The organism is Bacteriovorax sp. BAL6_X, assembly GCF_000443995.1.
GTDB lineage: Bacteria > Bdellovibrionota > Bacteriovoracia > Bacteriovoracales > Bacteriovoracaceae > Halobacteriovorax_A.
Window position 1 is genome coordinate 159,111 of record NZ_AUMC01000003.1, and the last position, 13,693, is coordinate 172,803.

Genomic DNA, 13,693 nt, shown 5'->3' on the forward strand with positions numbered 1-13,693 from the left:
AAATAGGAATGCTTATGATTACTGAAGTACCAACGTTTAAAAATGAAGTAGCTCAAATCTTTAACCCAAGGCATAAAGCTGAAATTTTAGAAAAAGAAATTACAAGTGAGAATATAAAATCAGAGCAAGTTGCAATTATACAGACTTATTTGCAAGAGCAGAAACTGGATGCAATTAAAGTATTTCAAATTATAGATGAAGAAAGTAGAGACCTTACGACGTTAATAAATACCATAAAAGAATTGGAGCTTAAGCAGGATTTTCTATCGAATAATGAGATTGATTCTTACTCTTATTTTTTAGATACAGCCGATTTATCTGGTTCTACATTTTCAATAAATTTTGCTGGCTTTTCTTTGTATGAGAGAAGAGGGGTTGGTGAAGAAAATGAAACAGTGTGGATTCCAAGTAAAGAATTTTCAATTTTTAGATTAAAGTTTTACATTAACCCTGTTGGTGGAAAGCTATGTGCAAGACTTGAGTTAAAAAATCGCAGAAGAGTAAGAAATCAGATTAATTACTTCAGAGAAGAGGTGGAGTTCGTAAAAAATTGGATTAGGTCTAATTTAGCAGGAATGAGGTTAAAGTTAATTGATGTAAGGGATTTTTATTATAAGCATAAGTTTGATTCGAGAGAGTTTGAACAGCTGGGGTATTATGTTAGTGATATTCTTGATGACTTTGACGAAAATCTACCCGTAGAGTTAAAATTTAAGCCAACAAAAAACCATCTTAAGCCATCAGATATTTACTTTGAAATTGATAAGCATGTAAGAAACTCTCTCAACCAAATGATTTTATCATCGATAGGGGACTTAATTGGTCCAGATTCTAGAGGCGAAATTGAAGAAAAGTTAAAAACACTGAAATATTCAAAGTATTTTTTTGAATCTGCTTACAAAGCCTTTGAAAAAGGTGTAGGACACCTAAGGAAAATTGAAAAAGTTGACGATAAAGATATTGCATTTAGATTCGACTTTCCGCAAAATGAAAGTGGGGTTATAAAAGTAGATAATCAAAATGGTGGTAAATACTTAGAACATATAAATAATGAACTTAATAAATACTTATCTACATTACAATGATTCATCTCTTAAGGAGAGCGAACTTATAGAGCTTTTAGAGCTAATATCTAAAAGTAGGGGATTTATATATCCTGAAAAGCTTTCAGATGATTTAGGTTTTGAACTAAAGGAAGTTAGTAAGTTTCTATTATATTTATACAATCAAAACTACCTTAGCCATTGGATTGTTCCAAAGGATGAGGAAAGAACTATGCCTGAAAATGCTGTTATCGGTTTTGATTTTGATAAATTCCCAACAATCTTCAACGAGTCAGATGGTTATTATGATGAGTCAATTAATGATAAATTAATACTACTATCTGCATATAAGCATCATGTCGAAAAGAGGCCTTAATCTAACTATTGAAAATGCAAAAGAGCTTTTTGCTCAAGACCCTGACCTCTTTCTATTCAGGGCTTCAAAATTTGATATTGAAGATGAACTAAAAGAAAGGTGTGTAGAAGCAAAGCACTTATTGTTTGAAGGGCGTACAGAAACGAAAAAAGCCCAAGGTGACTTGCTAGAGTCTTTTGCACAAATTTTAATAGAGGGTTCTGGTTTCTTTATAAATCCAACTCATAATGAAAAGGGAAAGACTCATGAAATAGACCATGAGTGTGAGGTGAACCCGATTTTTTATGAAATCCTTCCAAAAGATAAAGTTAAAAACCGAAGAGTTCTTGGAGAATCTAAGAATTATAAAACGAATAAGATAGATGTAAATATTATATACAAAGTCGGTTCTATTGCTAGGTTTCAGGATTTCTCGATAGCTCTACTTTTTTCAAGAGTTGGCATTACGGGAGACTCTTCTACATTCGCGTGTAAGATTACAGGAAAATTTAAAGATAATGATGATACTTGCTTTATTCTTTTTAAAAATGAAGATTATGATTTACTAGAGCAAGACCCTCGAATGTTCAATGTAATCCTTTATAAAAAGCTTCGGCGTTGGTTGTCGCATGAAGATTTTGATGTTGATTATGGAGAACTTCAAAACCTTTTAAAGAGATTACAAGAAAAATCAGAACCTAAGTCACTTAAGTAAAAAAGCTTCCGAAGGTAACCAAAATACTCCTCTTGGTATTAGTATGAATATCGGTGATACTAACTTCTTGAGGTGGGTAGAACTTTATATGAATCATAATATTGAGATTTAATTCATTTTATTTTTACTCTTAATGCAAACGCTTGCACAAATGCACTCATTTAAAGAAGCTAAGTTGTTAGTTTTATTGTTGAAAGAAATTCTTTGAATAAAGTTTTTTGTTCTTTTGTAAAATATGCTCGTATTAACTTTTAATGGAGCTGAGATATGAGTATTGATTACAATGGTATTTTAAATGAGAAGAAGACTTATAAAATATTTCAAGAATGGTTAGTTTTTTGGGATATTGGCAAAGAGGATTCGTATTTAGACAATGAGATTGAGGAAGTTATTACTCAGATATATGCTGAACTTTTTGATAAGCAAGTCCTCCGAAATCTACTATATAAATCTAAAGATGAAATTGAAGATATTGTTGCGTTTATCGCCACTAGTGAAAAAACAGTATCTGAAGATATGTTGAAGGATTATATATTAAAGTTTGAAAGAGCTTGGTCTCGTTTTAAATCAAGAGTAATTCTTGAAGAGGACGCTCTTTTCGGTACGATACTTAAGAGGCTTAATTCTAAAGATGATGAAGCCGTTAAAATTGAGAATTTGAATATTGGTGAAGTTCTTTATGATAAAGAGGGCCAATTTAAATTTTGGTTAGTAAATGGTGTCGTATTTGATAAGGACATGAAGCCTATTATTACAAACTCAGCCAGTTAAGCATCTGATATATCCGTTAAGGCAGAAACTAATTAAATGAGAATTACTGTGTACTTATTATCTTTTGGATAACTAAAATCTTTGGGATGCTGATTATCACTGAGGCTTGATAGCCAATCCTCATTTTTTAGACTTTGCCTTAACGGTACTAGTTTATATAGAAAGAACAATGTTCAAGCTAGAAATGACACCTGAAAATTAGCAGAATGAACGGAATAGTTTGGATATTGCCACCTTTTGAATGATATATTAACTGTTTACACATTTTTTGAAATCGCATTGCCACAGTTTTGAAGCTTATAACAAGACGGTAGTGAACCTTAATTCTGTTATTGGCCGTCGAGAAACTCTTCAATAATATGATTTATTAGCGTGTTAACTTTCAGTTTCTTCTTTTTACAAAACTTTTGTAGTTCAGCTTTAAGCTCTTCTGGAAGCCTTATACTCAGGGTAGCGTCTAACTTTTCTCCTTTCGTTGGGAGAGTATATTCAACTGCTTTCAAATTAGCTTCACTGCCTTTCTTTTTTGCCATTTTAAATCCTACTTTATGCGAGTTTCACTAAATTCTAGTAGAAATTTCATTGTGTTGCAATTGTGATACGTTTGTATTGCACGTGGTGTTAAAATAGAAGAATGAAAGAAAGTAAATATTTGGCACTTTATGTAAGAACTAGCACTGCTCATCAAAAGAAAGGGAGTATCTCCCAACAAATGTACCTTGAGAGGTATTGCAAACAAAACAATATCGAGAACTACAAGGTCTATATTGATGAGAACTTTTCTGGTCGACTGGGTGTTAACCGTAGGCCATCTCTTGAAAAGCTAATTACGGATGTAGAAGAAGAGAAAGTGTATAAGGTAATAACTGTATCTTTATCCAGAGTTAGTCGTTCTCTTAAGGACTTGTTAAATATTGTAGAGAAGTTTCAGCAATGTGGATGTGAGTTTGAGAGTCTTACAGAGTCTTTTAATATTAACAATATGCACGGAAGGCTTGTCATGTCGATTTTAGGTGCAGTGGCAACACTTGAGTCTGAAATCGCAGGAGAGAGGACCAGAATAGGTTTACAGGCCTGTAAAGAGAAAGGCATTAAGTTAGGTCGTAAAAAGCTTATATCGGATGAGAAGATAATAGAGACAGCTAAAATGACCGATTTATCTGTACGCTCAATAGCTAAGCTACACGGCTGTAGTCCGAGCAGTGTTTCTCGAATATTGAAAAAACATAGAACTCAGAAACCCTGTGAGGTTTAAAACAAACCTTATGGCCCGTTATTAAATAAATTTTAGGACCGATTAATCAATCATGGACTTACAATTAAAAGATAATTTAAGACGGATTCTCTCAGAGAAGGATTGGAGTATACCTACTCTATCTAAACGTTGTGGGGTTGCTTCTACAACTATTCAGAACTGGGCCGAAGGAAAGCCTCCCCGTGATATGAGACAAGTTAAACAAGTTGCAAATACCTTAGGACTAACATTAGATGCTTTGTGCTTCGATGATTTAGGTAGTCCAACGGAGAATCTCATTGAGCAATATAGGGAAGAAATAAACGTTGGTATCTTTGAAGTAATACTCCGCAAAAAACAATAGTGCAGTCGCTTGCATAAAAATTGATAAGGGGGACTAATGAGTTTAGCTAAGACTAAGATTGGTGAAATAGAGAGAAGAGACAAGAATATTTTTATAAAGGAATGTCTTACTAAAAGTCATAAAAAGACTATCTATATAGAAAATCACTTCAGCTTATCAGGGAAAGAGAAGGTTTTACTCTTTTTTGACCAAACAATATTCGGCAATGGGAAAGTGGGAGTCTTATTTACCTCTGAGAAGTTGCACTTCAATAATGACATCGAGAACTTTTCATTAAGATATGATGAAATTGAGAGAATAGATATAGAGAAAGGAATGTTGGGGTACTTCATATTGGTTAACAGCAAGAAGATGCCAAGCAACTGCTTCACAAGTGAAGAGGTTGCTATCATTCAAGACGCTATAACTGTATTTAGGGAGTTTAATGATAATGACATTGTTGAACTCGGAGGTAAGACATTCGCTGAGAAGTCTAAGAACGTAAAATATAATGATACAGAGGGAAAGCATCATTGTACAAACTGTAATGCAGAAGGTGAAATTGAGAAAAATTACAGTAGAGGCTCATTTCTCATTGCATTCGCTCTCATCTTTGCAGGGGGAATTCCTGCGTTCTTCTATGTATTTTTCTATATGAAAAGTTGGAAAGCTTGTTCTGAATGTGAAGCGACCAACTTAGTCGCATTAGATAAGTGGCGTAAGAATAATCCAAGTCAAATAGAGAAGGAGATTGAAAGTGTTGCGTAATAAATTGGAGGTAATTAATTTAGCTATAGTAATGTCAATGATGTTTTGTATAAGCACAAATACTCATGCGAATGATACTTCTTGTTATGATATGCTTGATATTCTTAAGACTAAAGATTTTGACAAAATTAAGAAAAGGTTTAAAGCAATATCTGAAAAGTCGTGTGTTGTTCCCGCTAAAATCTGGAATGGGGGAGAAAAACTAGAGGATTACAAAGAAGATATATACTATGAAACAAACAGGATTGTAGACTGCTATGATAGCTATAGAGCTAAAAAATATGACGAGCTAAAAGAGTGTCGAAACTTTTTTCGTTTAGGGAATATTGAAGTTGATGTTGATTTCAAAGAAGAAGAAAGAGAATGGCAAATGACTTCTGAAATCGAAACCAAATCTAAAAAACAATTTATCAAGGATTCATGCTTTATATTAGCATCATCAATTTCTACGCAGAAGTCTCTCTCTAAGGAGAAAGACCCATATAGAATTAAAATGAAGAAAAAGTTAATTGAGAATGATTCTAATAATTTTAGATTTAGAGTGAAGAAATATAAAGAGAAGTATAAAAGCAAATTACCTGAGTCTGAATGCACAAAGTTACCATTCTGGTATAATCTTGTAAGTAAGCCACAAAAGTAAAGCTTACCACTAATTCTATACCTAGCTCTCAATCATGTTTGGAGAGTTAGGTTCTAACTTTCTTTAAAATATAGACCCACTACTGTTATAACCTTGTTTCGAAATTTAAGGTATTTAGAGAGCTTCCGATAAGGTGAATAATGGGCCATATATTCAACACTAGGCCTTGTTTTATATACGAAGGTATATGGTACACATAATTCGTCGGAGATTTGATGATTAAAATACTCAATTGGAATCAAAATGACTTTGAAGATGGTTGGATTTTAAATTGCGATTGGTCTCAGCTAAAACATGAACTATCAGAAATAAAAGGTAACTTTAAGGATAAAGTTTCGATTAGCTTATTTTTACTTAATAAAGATTTCAATAATAATTGGAAGGAAAAAGTTGAAGTAATTTTAAGTGAAGATATTTTTGAGGAATCGCTAAATAGATATGATAGCAGTATAGATGTCAATTTGTTTAATGAAGAGTGTATCAATTTGGCTTCTATTGAAAAGGCTTTAAAAAAACGAGAAAGAAACATTGTTATTATTGATAATGGAATGAACTGGAATTCAATAAGAGAATCTAATAGAACTGCTAATGATGATATGGTCATATCTGATTCAGCATTTTTTCTTCGTATGAAGTATCTAATTGAAAAAAAACAATCAACCCAATCAACTCATGTATTTTGGATTAGAAGAGATTGGAACCGAGAATATCGTTGGAAGTTTTTAAGGCTTAATGAAAAATATCGAGATGATGTCGAAAAAATCGCTCATTCTCGTTACTTAGATAAAGAGGATATGTCCTTCAACCCTTTAAGTACAGAGCCAGAAGAACTTGCCATAAAATGGGGAGTTACACACTTATTAAATCCTAATGAAAAAAATCTTCCTAGTGATTTCCAATTTAAAGGAGATTTAATAGGTTTGCAGTTATTCTCTGCTTTGGCTGTACATAAGAAAAGTAAAAATGAGGGAGTATTTCATAATGGAACTTTTAACTCGTTATTAGAACCTCATTTTACTGTGGGTAGCCTAAGTGAGGTTGAAATAAGGAAAATGACTTCAGAAAGCTATGATGAAAATATTCCACAATTCTTGAATGTAACAGTTAACTTGTATCAAAGTGATGAAGCAATATTTAATCTTATTAATAAGCTTGAACAGATACGTACATTGATATATGACAAGCATAATAAAGAAAGCTTAGTAGTAAGAACGCCAAGACATTACGATGAGATATTGTCTTTGTGCGAAGGCTTCTTGAAAAAACAAACTGAAATAGGTAAGTTAACAGCAGATTCCTATATGTCGAATTATGCAGGTGATTCTAATATAGAAGCTAATAAGAAGAAGTTAAGTGCTGGCCTCTATATAATTAAAAATATTCATTTATTTGATTTCAAATTGTAAATCTCCTAATTCATAAGCCTCATTCATAATAAGAGATTTTCCCTTAAGCATAATCGATTATCTTACGTCGATATAATGGACTATATTCACAATCATCAAATGAACATAAGCGTATCTCAAATTTAGTTGCGTTAGTGGGAGAAGGTTAGTGAAGAGTGAAAGTATATCAATTCAGAAAAAATACTTAGGGTGCAAAAAATCTACAACTTGGGTGAAAGGTTCCTTTAATATCAAGAAGAAGATGCACAGTGCAAAGTATCCAGTAGGTTTGTTAGAGATGCAATCGCTTGCACAAGAGAAAAGTCTACCAAGGCCAGTTTCTGATAAAATAGAGTTCTATTCAGGTTTCGGTTCAAGGAATAAAAAGCTAGTTGGGCTTTATGATTCTCCTTATATGGTGAGTGTCGCAGAGAGTTTCGGTTATCCAATAAGACGCAAACTACCTAAGAGAATAATTAGTAAATCAAAAACGGGCTTTGCTACTTTATTATTAGCATCTACGCTTGGTGATTATGCAAGAGTGCAGAGTGTTGCTAATGGTGTTGAGTTTAGTAAGTATCTTTTTAACGATACTGGTAAATCTACTCTTTATGGGACTAGAAATGCCTTCAATGATGAAAGACTATATTCTTTACAGCATCATGTCTTGAAAGAGATTAAGAAAAAGATATATCACGAAGTACGAATGGCAGAGTTCTTTTACAAGAAAGGGTTCGAGAGATTTTTACACCGTCTTAAGAGAAGTTATCGATATATACATCGTTGGACACATTTAGAGTATTTTTGGGTCTTCAGGACAGAGGATTATATAAGGGACTATAGGCTACTAGGAGAGACAATATACGACCTATTTGGTGAGTTTATAGCAAAAATTGATAATGAAGGTGAAATTCAAGATGCTATTAAGTATGAGTTCCTTGATGAAGACAGAAGAGGAATGTTCTTAAAGGCGTATCGTCTAACGCAAGATTTAATAAAGATTGAAGTTCAGTTTACCAGAGATTTTTTTGGAACAAACTCTCGTGATTATCGATATGATGACGAATTGTTATCCGATGTATTTTCCAAATTAGAAAGAGTCGCTACAGATATAGTTTCCAAAGTGTTATCTCAGCTTGGTAATGAGTGCGTTTCACATCTCTGTTACGAGAAGGCACTCGAAAAATTCATTTCTATATCACCTAAATACTCAAAGATGATTCTATCAATGTTTAAAGTTGGTAATGGCTATTTAAGAGTAACGTCAACTGAAAATAAAAATTTATATAATGCACTTAGAAAGCTCGTAAGAGCAAATATAGTATTTAAGTTGAAGAAAAGTAGATACAGAATTTCAAATGATTATGAAATCTTACTAAAGGAGGGAAGATGGTAAGTGATGATGATTTTTTTATAGATAGTTTATTAGATTGTATTGATGAAAATATTAATGAAAGTATTGTCTGCTTAGATGGTGAGGGTTTTTTTAGTGTTGCTTCGTTAATCAATAAGGAGCTGAATAGTGGTGGTTTAGATTGGGATGAGGTACCAAAGAGATTTCTCGATTTATATTATAGCTATGTTATGGATAGAGACCCTGCTTATTGGGAGCATTGTCATCTGATTGTGGGCGAAGGCCTTAATTATGCGTTTAATTATATGCAAGATATTTATTTTAATCCCTGAAAAGTCTAAAGAAAGGAGGAACTATGAATAATTCAAAGGGAGCTACAGCTAAGAAGAATGAAAGTATCTATGGAGATGAAAAAAGAAACGATGAGGCCCTGAAGGAGCTTGCAAGTTTAGTGCAAGAGTATTTTGAAACTGAGTCTTGGGGGGAGATTAATATTAATCTTCGGGAAGGAGTTGTTCATTCAATTATCAAAAGTGTAAGGACAAAAATTTAATCTATAAATGTGTTAAAGCGTTGAGTAGGAAGAACCACCTTCGCTTTCTTTTTAGGAGAAAGAAAGTATGCAGACAAAGGTGTGTAGTAATAAAGAGTGTAAGTCAAAGGGACAACCCCTTGAACTATCAAATTTTCATAAAAAAGGTGCTCACGGATTAAGTTCAAGATGTAAAAATTGTGAGAACGAAAAGAAACGTCAAAAGAGAATTAAGGATAAGAGAAAGATTAGAGTCGATTTCCAAGTTCAATCAGGGAATGTGGACTCTATTTCTTTTGTTAGTGGATTAAGGGGAGTCATTGATGAATGTAACGAAGGATAAGAAGTTTTTAAGGTGTGTCATTTATTGTCGTACTTCAGATGTAGAGACAATGAGTAAGGACCATAATTCAACCGAGCAACAAAGAAATATTTGTTTGAGTTTAGCTAAGGGAAAAAGTCTCTCTACAGGTATAGAGCATAGAGTAGTTTATGACCTAACAGAAGTAAAGGCTGTAAGTGGAGCATCAAGTGAAAGGGCGAACTACAAGAAACTAATTAAGTTAATTAAGAGAGGGAAGGTTGATGTTGTATTTGCAAAGGAACTTTCTAGGTTAACTCGAAATATCTCAGATTTTTTAGAGCTACTCAAATTATGTAAGAAGCATAATGTTTGTATCTATATGAATGGGTTATATTTTGAACCGGGCGACATCTTCTCTGAAATGATTGTTCAAATCATGGCAGTCGTTGCTCAATTTGAAAGAAGTCTCATTATCGAAAGGACAAGGTCCTCTATTCGTTCGAGAGTTTTGAATAATGCAATTATACATGGTGGTAATGTAATTCTTGGGTTCGATAAAGTGGAAGGTAAAACAGGTGTTTGGAAGATAAATAAAAGAGAACAAAAAATTATTCTTCACGTCATGGAGATATTCTTAAACAGTTCTACTTATGCACAGGCCGTTAGAGAGATAAGGACATTTGGATACAAATCTAAAACAAATAGAGATTTTGATAGAGAGTACCTAACTAGGCTTCTTAAGAATAAGAAATATATTGGTAAGCTTAAGGTTCCTCAAGACAAAAATGACGATAGTCCATCTGAATATGTGGACCTTCCTACTGGTCCAGTTGTTCCAGTTGAATTGTTCGAGCAGGTACAAAAAAAGATAAAGAGCATTGAGGAGTCTGGTAATTCAAATCGCAGAGGAAAGAATCGGGTTTATCCTTTGTCGGGCTTAGTTAAGTCAGAGTCTGGAAATGTATATACGGGAGCAATGGGAGGAAAGAAAGTCTATTACCAAGCAACTAAAGATGATGCACGTTTAGATGCAGAAGCTTTGGAAAATGCTGTAATCAATTCTTTTAGAAAATTTGAAGATGATAAAGAGATGGCCTCTCTAATGAGAGAAGCTGTTAATAAGAAAAGCGAAAAGCTTGAGTTAGTTGATTCTAGTATTGTTGATATTCAAACTGAGATTGATGAATTAGAAGGTGAGCTAAAAGGGCTTATAACAAGTCTTGCTCATATTGGTGATTCAGGTGAAGTTAAGGAAGTTGTTAAAACTTTATCAGAAGAAATGAAAAAGGTGACAGCAAGGAAGAATGAGCTAGAAAGTCGATTAGAAGGACTACAGGCCAAGAGAGATGATATTCGTTCTGAGTCGTTAGCTTGTAAGCCACTTAAGGAGATTATGAAATATGTGTTCAACAAGCTTCAGAGGGCCAGTAATGAAGTTAAAAAAGCTGTTTTTAATAATCTTATTGAGGAGATTAGAGTTTTAAAGGGAAATAAGGTTGAAATTGTATGGAAACCAGAGGTTTGTGGTAGAGGAGGACCATTTTTCGATTTAAGGGAAAAATGGGGTGACCGATGGGGCTCGAACCCACGACAACCAGAATCACAATCTGGCGCTCTACCAACTGAACTACGGTCACCATAAGAATGTGGAATTATTTATAAATGCTTGGGCCTTATGAGTCAACACTTAATTGCATAATGTGTAAGGTTTGTGCGAAGCGTCCTAGGAATATCTTGCATATAAATGCCCCAAGGCATTAAAATGATTAGTGAAGTTACCAAAAAACTAGGAAGGATATATGAAAAAGGTATTTCTATCACTAATGATGCTTTCACAAGCTTCAATTTTTGCTTACGGGATTGGTCAATCAACGATGCCAATGCTTAGTGGAAGCAAGCAAATTGCAACAGAACTTACTGGAATTACGTCTGATAAAGGCGGAATGGGTATGCAAGTTCGTTACACTCAAAAACTAGATGAAAAATTAATCGTAGACGGTGGGATTGGTATCTCAGGTGGTGAGCGTTCACAAAGACTATTTGTTGGTGCTGACTATGAAATCTATCCAGATTATATGCAACAACCAAGAGTTTCTGTGAAAGGGATTCTTGAGCGTTCAACTGAGTTTGACCAAGGGATCACAAAAATCTCAATGGCACCAACTGTTACTAAGGGATTCTCTTTCTGGGGTAAAGAAGCTTATCCATATGCTTCACTACCAGTTGGACTTTCACTAAATGGTGACACTAAAACTTATGATACAACGATCAGTCTTAACACTGGTATCAACGGTCAACTTCCAATCGAAGGTTTTAAGCACCTAAACGGAACAATGGAAGTTCAAGTTGGACTTAAGGATTCATTCACAGCATTCCTTGCTGGTGTATCGTTTCCACTATAATATCTTTCAGAAATTATATATAACTAAGAAGGCGGCCTAGAGTCGCCTTTTTAATTAACAGGGCAATTCAATGACAAAAATTATTCTCTCAGACTTCGATGGTACACTTACTCACCACACAGAAATGAGTAGTGAGCTTTTCGAGATTTTAAAAATAGCTGACGAGAAGAAAATCCCTTTTGTCATTGTCACTGGCCGCTCAATTTCTTGGGCTCACTTTCTTATCACTCACTTTACTGCACTACCTATTGTTATCTCAGAAGGTGGGGGAGCAATTAGCTGGCGTGATAAAGCAGGGCTTATTCAAAATGAATTTCTTGTTCCAGAAAGTGAGTTAGCAAAGCTTGAAGCCTTTTGTATAAAGCTTAAAGAAAAATATCCTAACCTTTATCTAACTAGTGATTCACTTGGAAGAGTTGCTGATCGTGCTATCGAGTTATGTGATCTTGAAGATGAAAATTTTAAAAATGAAATTTGCCATCTTATGGATGAAGAGGGCATTAACTACTCAACATCAAATGTGCACTTAAACTTCTGGTGCGGGAATCTTTCAAAAGCAAATGCGACAAAAGTTCTCTTTAACAAATTCTATCCAAATTTAAATATGGCCGAAGATGCAATTTACTTTGGTGATAGTCTTAATGATCAATCAATGTTTGATAAAGTGAAGACATCAATCGGTGTTTCAAATATTAAATCAGTACTCGATAAGCTTACTGTTAAGCCTCATGTAATTCTTACTGGAGAGGAGAATGCAGGGCCTAGCGGGGTTTTAAGCTACCTGAAAAATAATCTTTAGCAGCGTCTTTTATTGTTTGTTCAATCTCTTGAACTGGAGTTGTAAATCGCTCACTGATAAGTGGGATGAAGTCTTTAGGAAGAGATGAAATATACATGCGATCTTCACCCTTGTAGTGAAGCTTTAGGCCAATAGCGTGAAGGCAGTGGCGGTTATGCTCCATTTGGTCATACTCTTCAGGACTCGCTAGATTGTCTTTAAAGCGTTGGAACATTTCAAATGAACCAAGATAAAGTTTATCACCTACAAGTGGTAGCCCTCTAAGCATTGCGTGTACTCTAATTTGGTGCTGGCGTCCCGTTTGAGGAAAGGCCAAGCCTATGACATAGTCGCCTTCTTTATAAAGAATCTTAAAGTCTGTGTAGGCGTGTTTACCTTCATGAGAATCTTCAGGGTAAGAGTCGATATAAACTCTCTTAAGCCCTTCCTCTGAAGCTCCAAGGCGTTCGTCTGAGTAGAACTCGATTTCACCACTGTATTCCTCATTGGCCTTGGCAATAAAGAAATAGCATTTCTTAACTCGGTCGTGGATGAATTCTTCACCCATGAGGTTTGCAATCTGAGGCTCTTTTCCAAGCATCATGACACCTGAGGTTTCGCGATCTAGTCTGTGAATAGAGTGAATGGTTTTTTCATACTTTTCTTCAAACATAACTGTTGCACAGTAGAAAAGGTGGCGCCCTGTAGGGTGGCATGCCATATAAGGAGGCTTATTCATAACAATAAGCTCTTGGTCTTCAAAGATAATCTCAGGTTTCTCGTCTAGCTCTATGAGTTCACCTCGCCAGTATTCATCCTCTTGAGTGGTTCTTTCAATCTTAAAGAAGATTCTTTCTTTGTAGTGAAGAGTCGTTGAAGGACGATGCTTTCCTGGACGGCCAATAATTTGTACATCACCGGCCTTGATACGTTTTTTTACTTCTTGGCGTGACCATGTCTCAAGATAGATTTGCAAATATTGATCCAGCCTCATACCATGCTGAGTTTCCTCAACATAGTATGTGACTTCATATACTTGTGTTGTAAATTTCTTATTGAGAATGGCCAT

General features: G+C 34.5%; 17 protein-coding genes, 1 tRNA gene and 1 pseudogene. 16 read left to right on the forward strand and 3 right to left on the reverse strand.

Annotation, left to right across the window (positions count from 1 at the left end):
• Nucleotides 1–14 precede the first annotated feature (14 nt).
• The 4 genes from M902_RS00920 to M902_RS00935 all read left to right on the forward strand — a co-directional run bounded on the left by M902_RS00920 (nt 15) and on the right by M902_RS00935 (nt 2,884).
• Entirely contained in the window at nt 15–1,085 is a 1,071-nt protein-coding gene (locus M902_RS00920) for a hypothetical protein (RefSeq protein ID WP_021266067.1), read from the forward strand.
• Nucleotides 1,051–1,419: a hypothetical protein gene (locus M902_RS00925; RefSeq protein WP_040313694.1), complete on the forward strand. Its 369-nt coding sequence runs from the start codon at nt 1,051–1,053 to the stop codon at nt 1,417–1,419. The genes M902_RS00920 and M902_RS00925 overlap by 35 nt, the downstream gene beginning before the upstream one ends.
• Nucleotides 1,400–2,113 carry a hypothetical protein gene (locus M902_RS00930; RefSeq protein ID WP_040313696.1) on the forward strand — a complete coding sequence of 238 codons (714 nt, stop codon included), beginning with the start codon at nt 1,400–1,402 and terminating at the stop codon, nt 2,111–2,113. The genes M902_RS00925 and M902_RS00930 overlap by 20 nt, the downstream gene beginning before the upstream one ends.
• A 267-nt stretch (nt 2,114–2,380) precedes the next feature.
• On the forward strand, nt 2,381–2,884 hold the full coding sequence (locus tag M902_RS00935; protein WP_021266093.1) for a hypothetical protein: 504 nt from the start codon (nt 2,381–2,383) through the stop codon (nt 2,882–2,884).
• 329 nt (nt 2,885–3,213) lie between these two features.
• Here M902_RS00935 and M902_RS00940 read toward each other — a convergent pair whose 3' ends face one another.
• Nucleotides 3,214–3,417: a CopG family transcriptional regulator gene (locus M902_RS00940; protein ID WP_021265847.1), complete on the reverse strand. Its 204-nt coding sequence runs from the start codon at nt 3,415–3,417 to the stop codon at nt 3,214–3,216.
• A gap of 101 nt (nt 3,418–3,518) precedes the next feature.
• Between M902_RS00940 and M902_RS00945 the strand changes: the two genes are divergently transcribed.
• The 10 genes and pseudogenes from M902_RS00945 to M902_RS16805 form a co-directional block, all read left to right on the forward strand.
• On the forward strand, nt 3,519–4,139 hold the full coding sequence (locus M902_RS00945) for a recombinase family protein (protein WP_021265976.1): 621 nt from the start codon (nt 3,519–3,521) through the stop codon (nt 4,137–4,139).
• A gap of 52 nt (nt 4,140–4,191) precedes the next feature.
• On the forward strand, nt 4,192–4,482 hold the full coding sequence (locus M902_RS00950) for a helix-turn-helix transcriptional regulator (RefSeq protein ID WP_021266331.1): 291 nt from the start codon (nt 4,192–4,194) through the stop codon (nt 4,480–4,482).
• 36 nt (nt 4,483–4,518) lie between these two features.
• The gene (locus tag M902_RS00955; RefSeq protein WP_021266231.1) at nt 4,519–5,229 is read left to right on the forward strand and encodes a hypothetical protein; all 711 of its coding nucleotides are present in this window, start codon (nt 4,519–4,521) and stop codon (nt 5,227–5,229) included.
• Nucleotides 5,230–5,266: 37 nt separating this feature from the next.
• Nucleotides 5,267–5,869, forward strand: a complete 603-nt coding sequence (locus M902_RS00960) for a hypothetical protein (protein ID WP_156979679.1) — start codon at nt 5,267–5,269, stop codon at nt 5,867–5,869.
• 215 nt (nt 5,870–6,084) lie between these two features.
• Entirely contained in the window at nt 6,085–7,275 is a 1,191-nt protein-coding gene (locus M902_RS00965; protein WP_021266256.1) for a hypothetical protein, read from the forward strand.
• 148 nt (nt 7,276–7,423) lie between these two features.
• A complete protein-coding gene (locus M902_RS00970) occupies nt 7,424–8,650 on the forward strand; it encodes a hypothetical protein (RefSeq protein WP_021265915.1) in 1,227 nt (408 codons plus the stop codon).
• Complete coding sequence (locus M902_RS00975; RefSeq protein ID WP_021265772.1) at nt 8,644–8,940, forward strand: hypothetical protein; 297 nt, start codon at nt 8,644–8,646, stop codon at nt 8,938–8,940. Before M902_RS00970 ends, M902_RS00975 begins: the two co-directional genes overlap by 7 nt.
• A gap of 23 nt (nt 8,941–8,963) precedes the next feature.
• Complete coding sequence (locus M902_RS00980; protein WP_021266023.1) at nt 8,964–9,161, forward strand: hypothetical protein; 198 nt, start codon at nt 8,964–8,966, stop codon at nt 9,159–9,161.
• 67 nt (nt 9,162–9,228) lie between these two features.
• Nucleotides 9,229–9,483 carry a hypothetical protein gene (locus M902_RS00985; RefSeq protein ID WP_021265964.1) on the forward strand — a complete coding sequence of 85 codons (255 nt, stop codon included), beginning with the start codon at nt 9,229–9,231 and terminating at the stop codon, nt 9,481–9,483.
• A pseudogene (locus M902_RS16805) lies at nt 9,464–10,306 on the forward strand (recombinase family protein); the annotation flags it as partial. The gene M902_RS00985 and the pseudogene M902_RS16805, both read left to right, overlap by 20 nt.
• Nucleotides 10,307–11,005: 699 nt before the next feature.
• On the opposite strand, the gene M902_RS00990 reads toward M902_RS16805, so the two are convergent.
• Nucleotides 11,006–11,081 (reverse strand) — tRNA-His (locus tag M902_RS00990).
• 162 nt (nt 11,082–11,243) lie between these two features.
• Between M902_RS00990 and M902_RS00995 the strand changes: the two genes are divergently transcribed.
• Together M902_RS00995 and M902_RS01000 are read left to right on the forward strand one after the other, a co-directional pair.
• Nucleotides 11,244–11,846 (forward strand): hypothetical protein, encoded by a 603-nt coding sequence (locus M902_RS00995; protein ID WP_021266294.1) that lies wholly within the window; start codon nt 11,244–11,246, stop codon nt 11,844–11,846.
• 70 nt (nt 11,847–11,916) lie between these two features.
• Nucleotides 11,917–12,645, forward strand: coding sequence for an HAD family hydrolase (locus M902_RS01000; protein ID WP_021266500.1), 729 nt, complete (start codon nt 11,917–11,919; stop codon nt 12,643–12,645).
• Here the strand turns inward: M902_RS01000 and M902_RS01005 are convergent.
• Nucleotides 12,608–13,693 carry an RluA family pseudouridine synthase gene (locus M902_RS01005; RefSeq protein ID WP_021266216.1) on the reverse strand — a complete coding sequence of 362 codons (1,086 nt, stop codon included), beginning with the start codon at nt 13,691–13,693 and terminating at the stop codon, nt 12,608–12,610. The two genes, M902_RS01000 and M902_RS01005, sit on opposite strands and share 38 nt — an antisense overlap.

Excerpts from the sequence above, each read along its gene's own strand:
- M902_RS00985 (WP_021265964.1), top strand. The coding sequence starts at position 9,229 with ATGCAGACAAAGGTGTGTAGTAATAAAGAGTGTAAGTCAAAGGGACAA.
- M902_RS01000 (WP_021266500.1), top strand. The coding sequence starts at position 11,917 with ATGACAAAAATTATTCTCTCAGACTTCGATGGTACACTTACTCACCAC.
- M902_RS00950 (WP_021266331.1), top strand. The coding sequence starts at position 4,192 with ATGGACTTACAATTAAAAGATAATTTAAGACGGATTCTCTCAGAGAAG.
- M902_RS00920 (WP_021266067.1), top strand. The coding sequence starts at position 15 with ATGATTACTGAAGTACCAACGTTTAAAAATGAAGTAGCTCAAATCTTT.
- M902_RS00945 (WP_021265976.1), top strand. The coding sequence starts at position 3,519 with ATGAAAGAAAGTAAATATTTGGCACTTTATGTAAGAACTAGCACTGCT.
- M902_RS00930 (WP_040313696.1), top strand. The coding sequence starts at position 1,400 with ATGTCGAAAAGAGGCCTTAATCTAACTATTGAAAATGCAAAAGAGCTT.
- M902_RS01005 (WP_021266216.1), bottom strand. The coding sequence starts at position 13,693 with ATGGCCATTCTCAATAAGAAATTTACAACACAAGTATATGAAGTCACA.
- M902_RS00980 (WP_021266023.1), top strand. The coding sequence starts at position 8,964 with ATGAATAATTCAAAGGGAGCTACAGCTAAGAAGAATGAAAGTATCTAT.
- M902_RS00965 (WP_021266256.1), top strand. The coding sequence starts at position 6,085 with ATGATTAAAATACTCAATTGGAATCAAAATGACTTTGAAGATGGTTGG.
- M902_RS00935 (WP_021266093.1), top strand. The coding sequence starts at position 2,381 with ATGAGTATTGATTACAATGGTATTTTAAATGAGAAGAAGACTTATAAA.
- M902_RS00925 (WP_040313694.1), top strand. The coding sequence starts at position 1,051 with ATGAACTTAATAAATACTTATCTACATTACAATGATTCATCTCTTAAG.
- M902_RS00995 (WP_021266294.1), top strand. The coding sequence starts at position 11,244 with ATGAAAAAGGTATTTCTATCACTAATGATGCTTTCACAAGCTTCAATT.
- M902_RS00955 (WP_021266231.1), top strand. The coding sequence starts at position 4,519 with ATGAGTTTAGCTAAGACTAAGATTGGTGAAATAGAGAGAAGAGACAAG.
- M902_RS00975 (WP_021265772.1), top strand. The coding sequence starts at position 8,644 with ATGGTAAGTGATGATGATTTTTTTATAGATAGTTTATTAGATTGTATT.
- M902_RS00940 (WP_021265847.1), bottom strand. The coding sequence starts at position 3,417 with ATGGCAAAAAAGAAAGGCAGTGAAGCTAATTTGAAAGCAGTTGAATAT.
- M902_RS00960 (WP_156979679.1), top strand. The coding sequence starts at position 5,267 with ATGATGTTTTGTATAAGCACAAATACTCATGCGAATGATACTTCTTGT.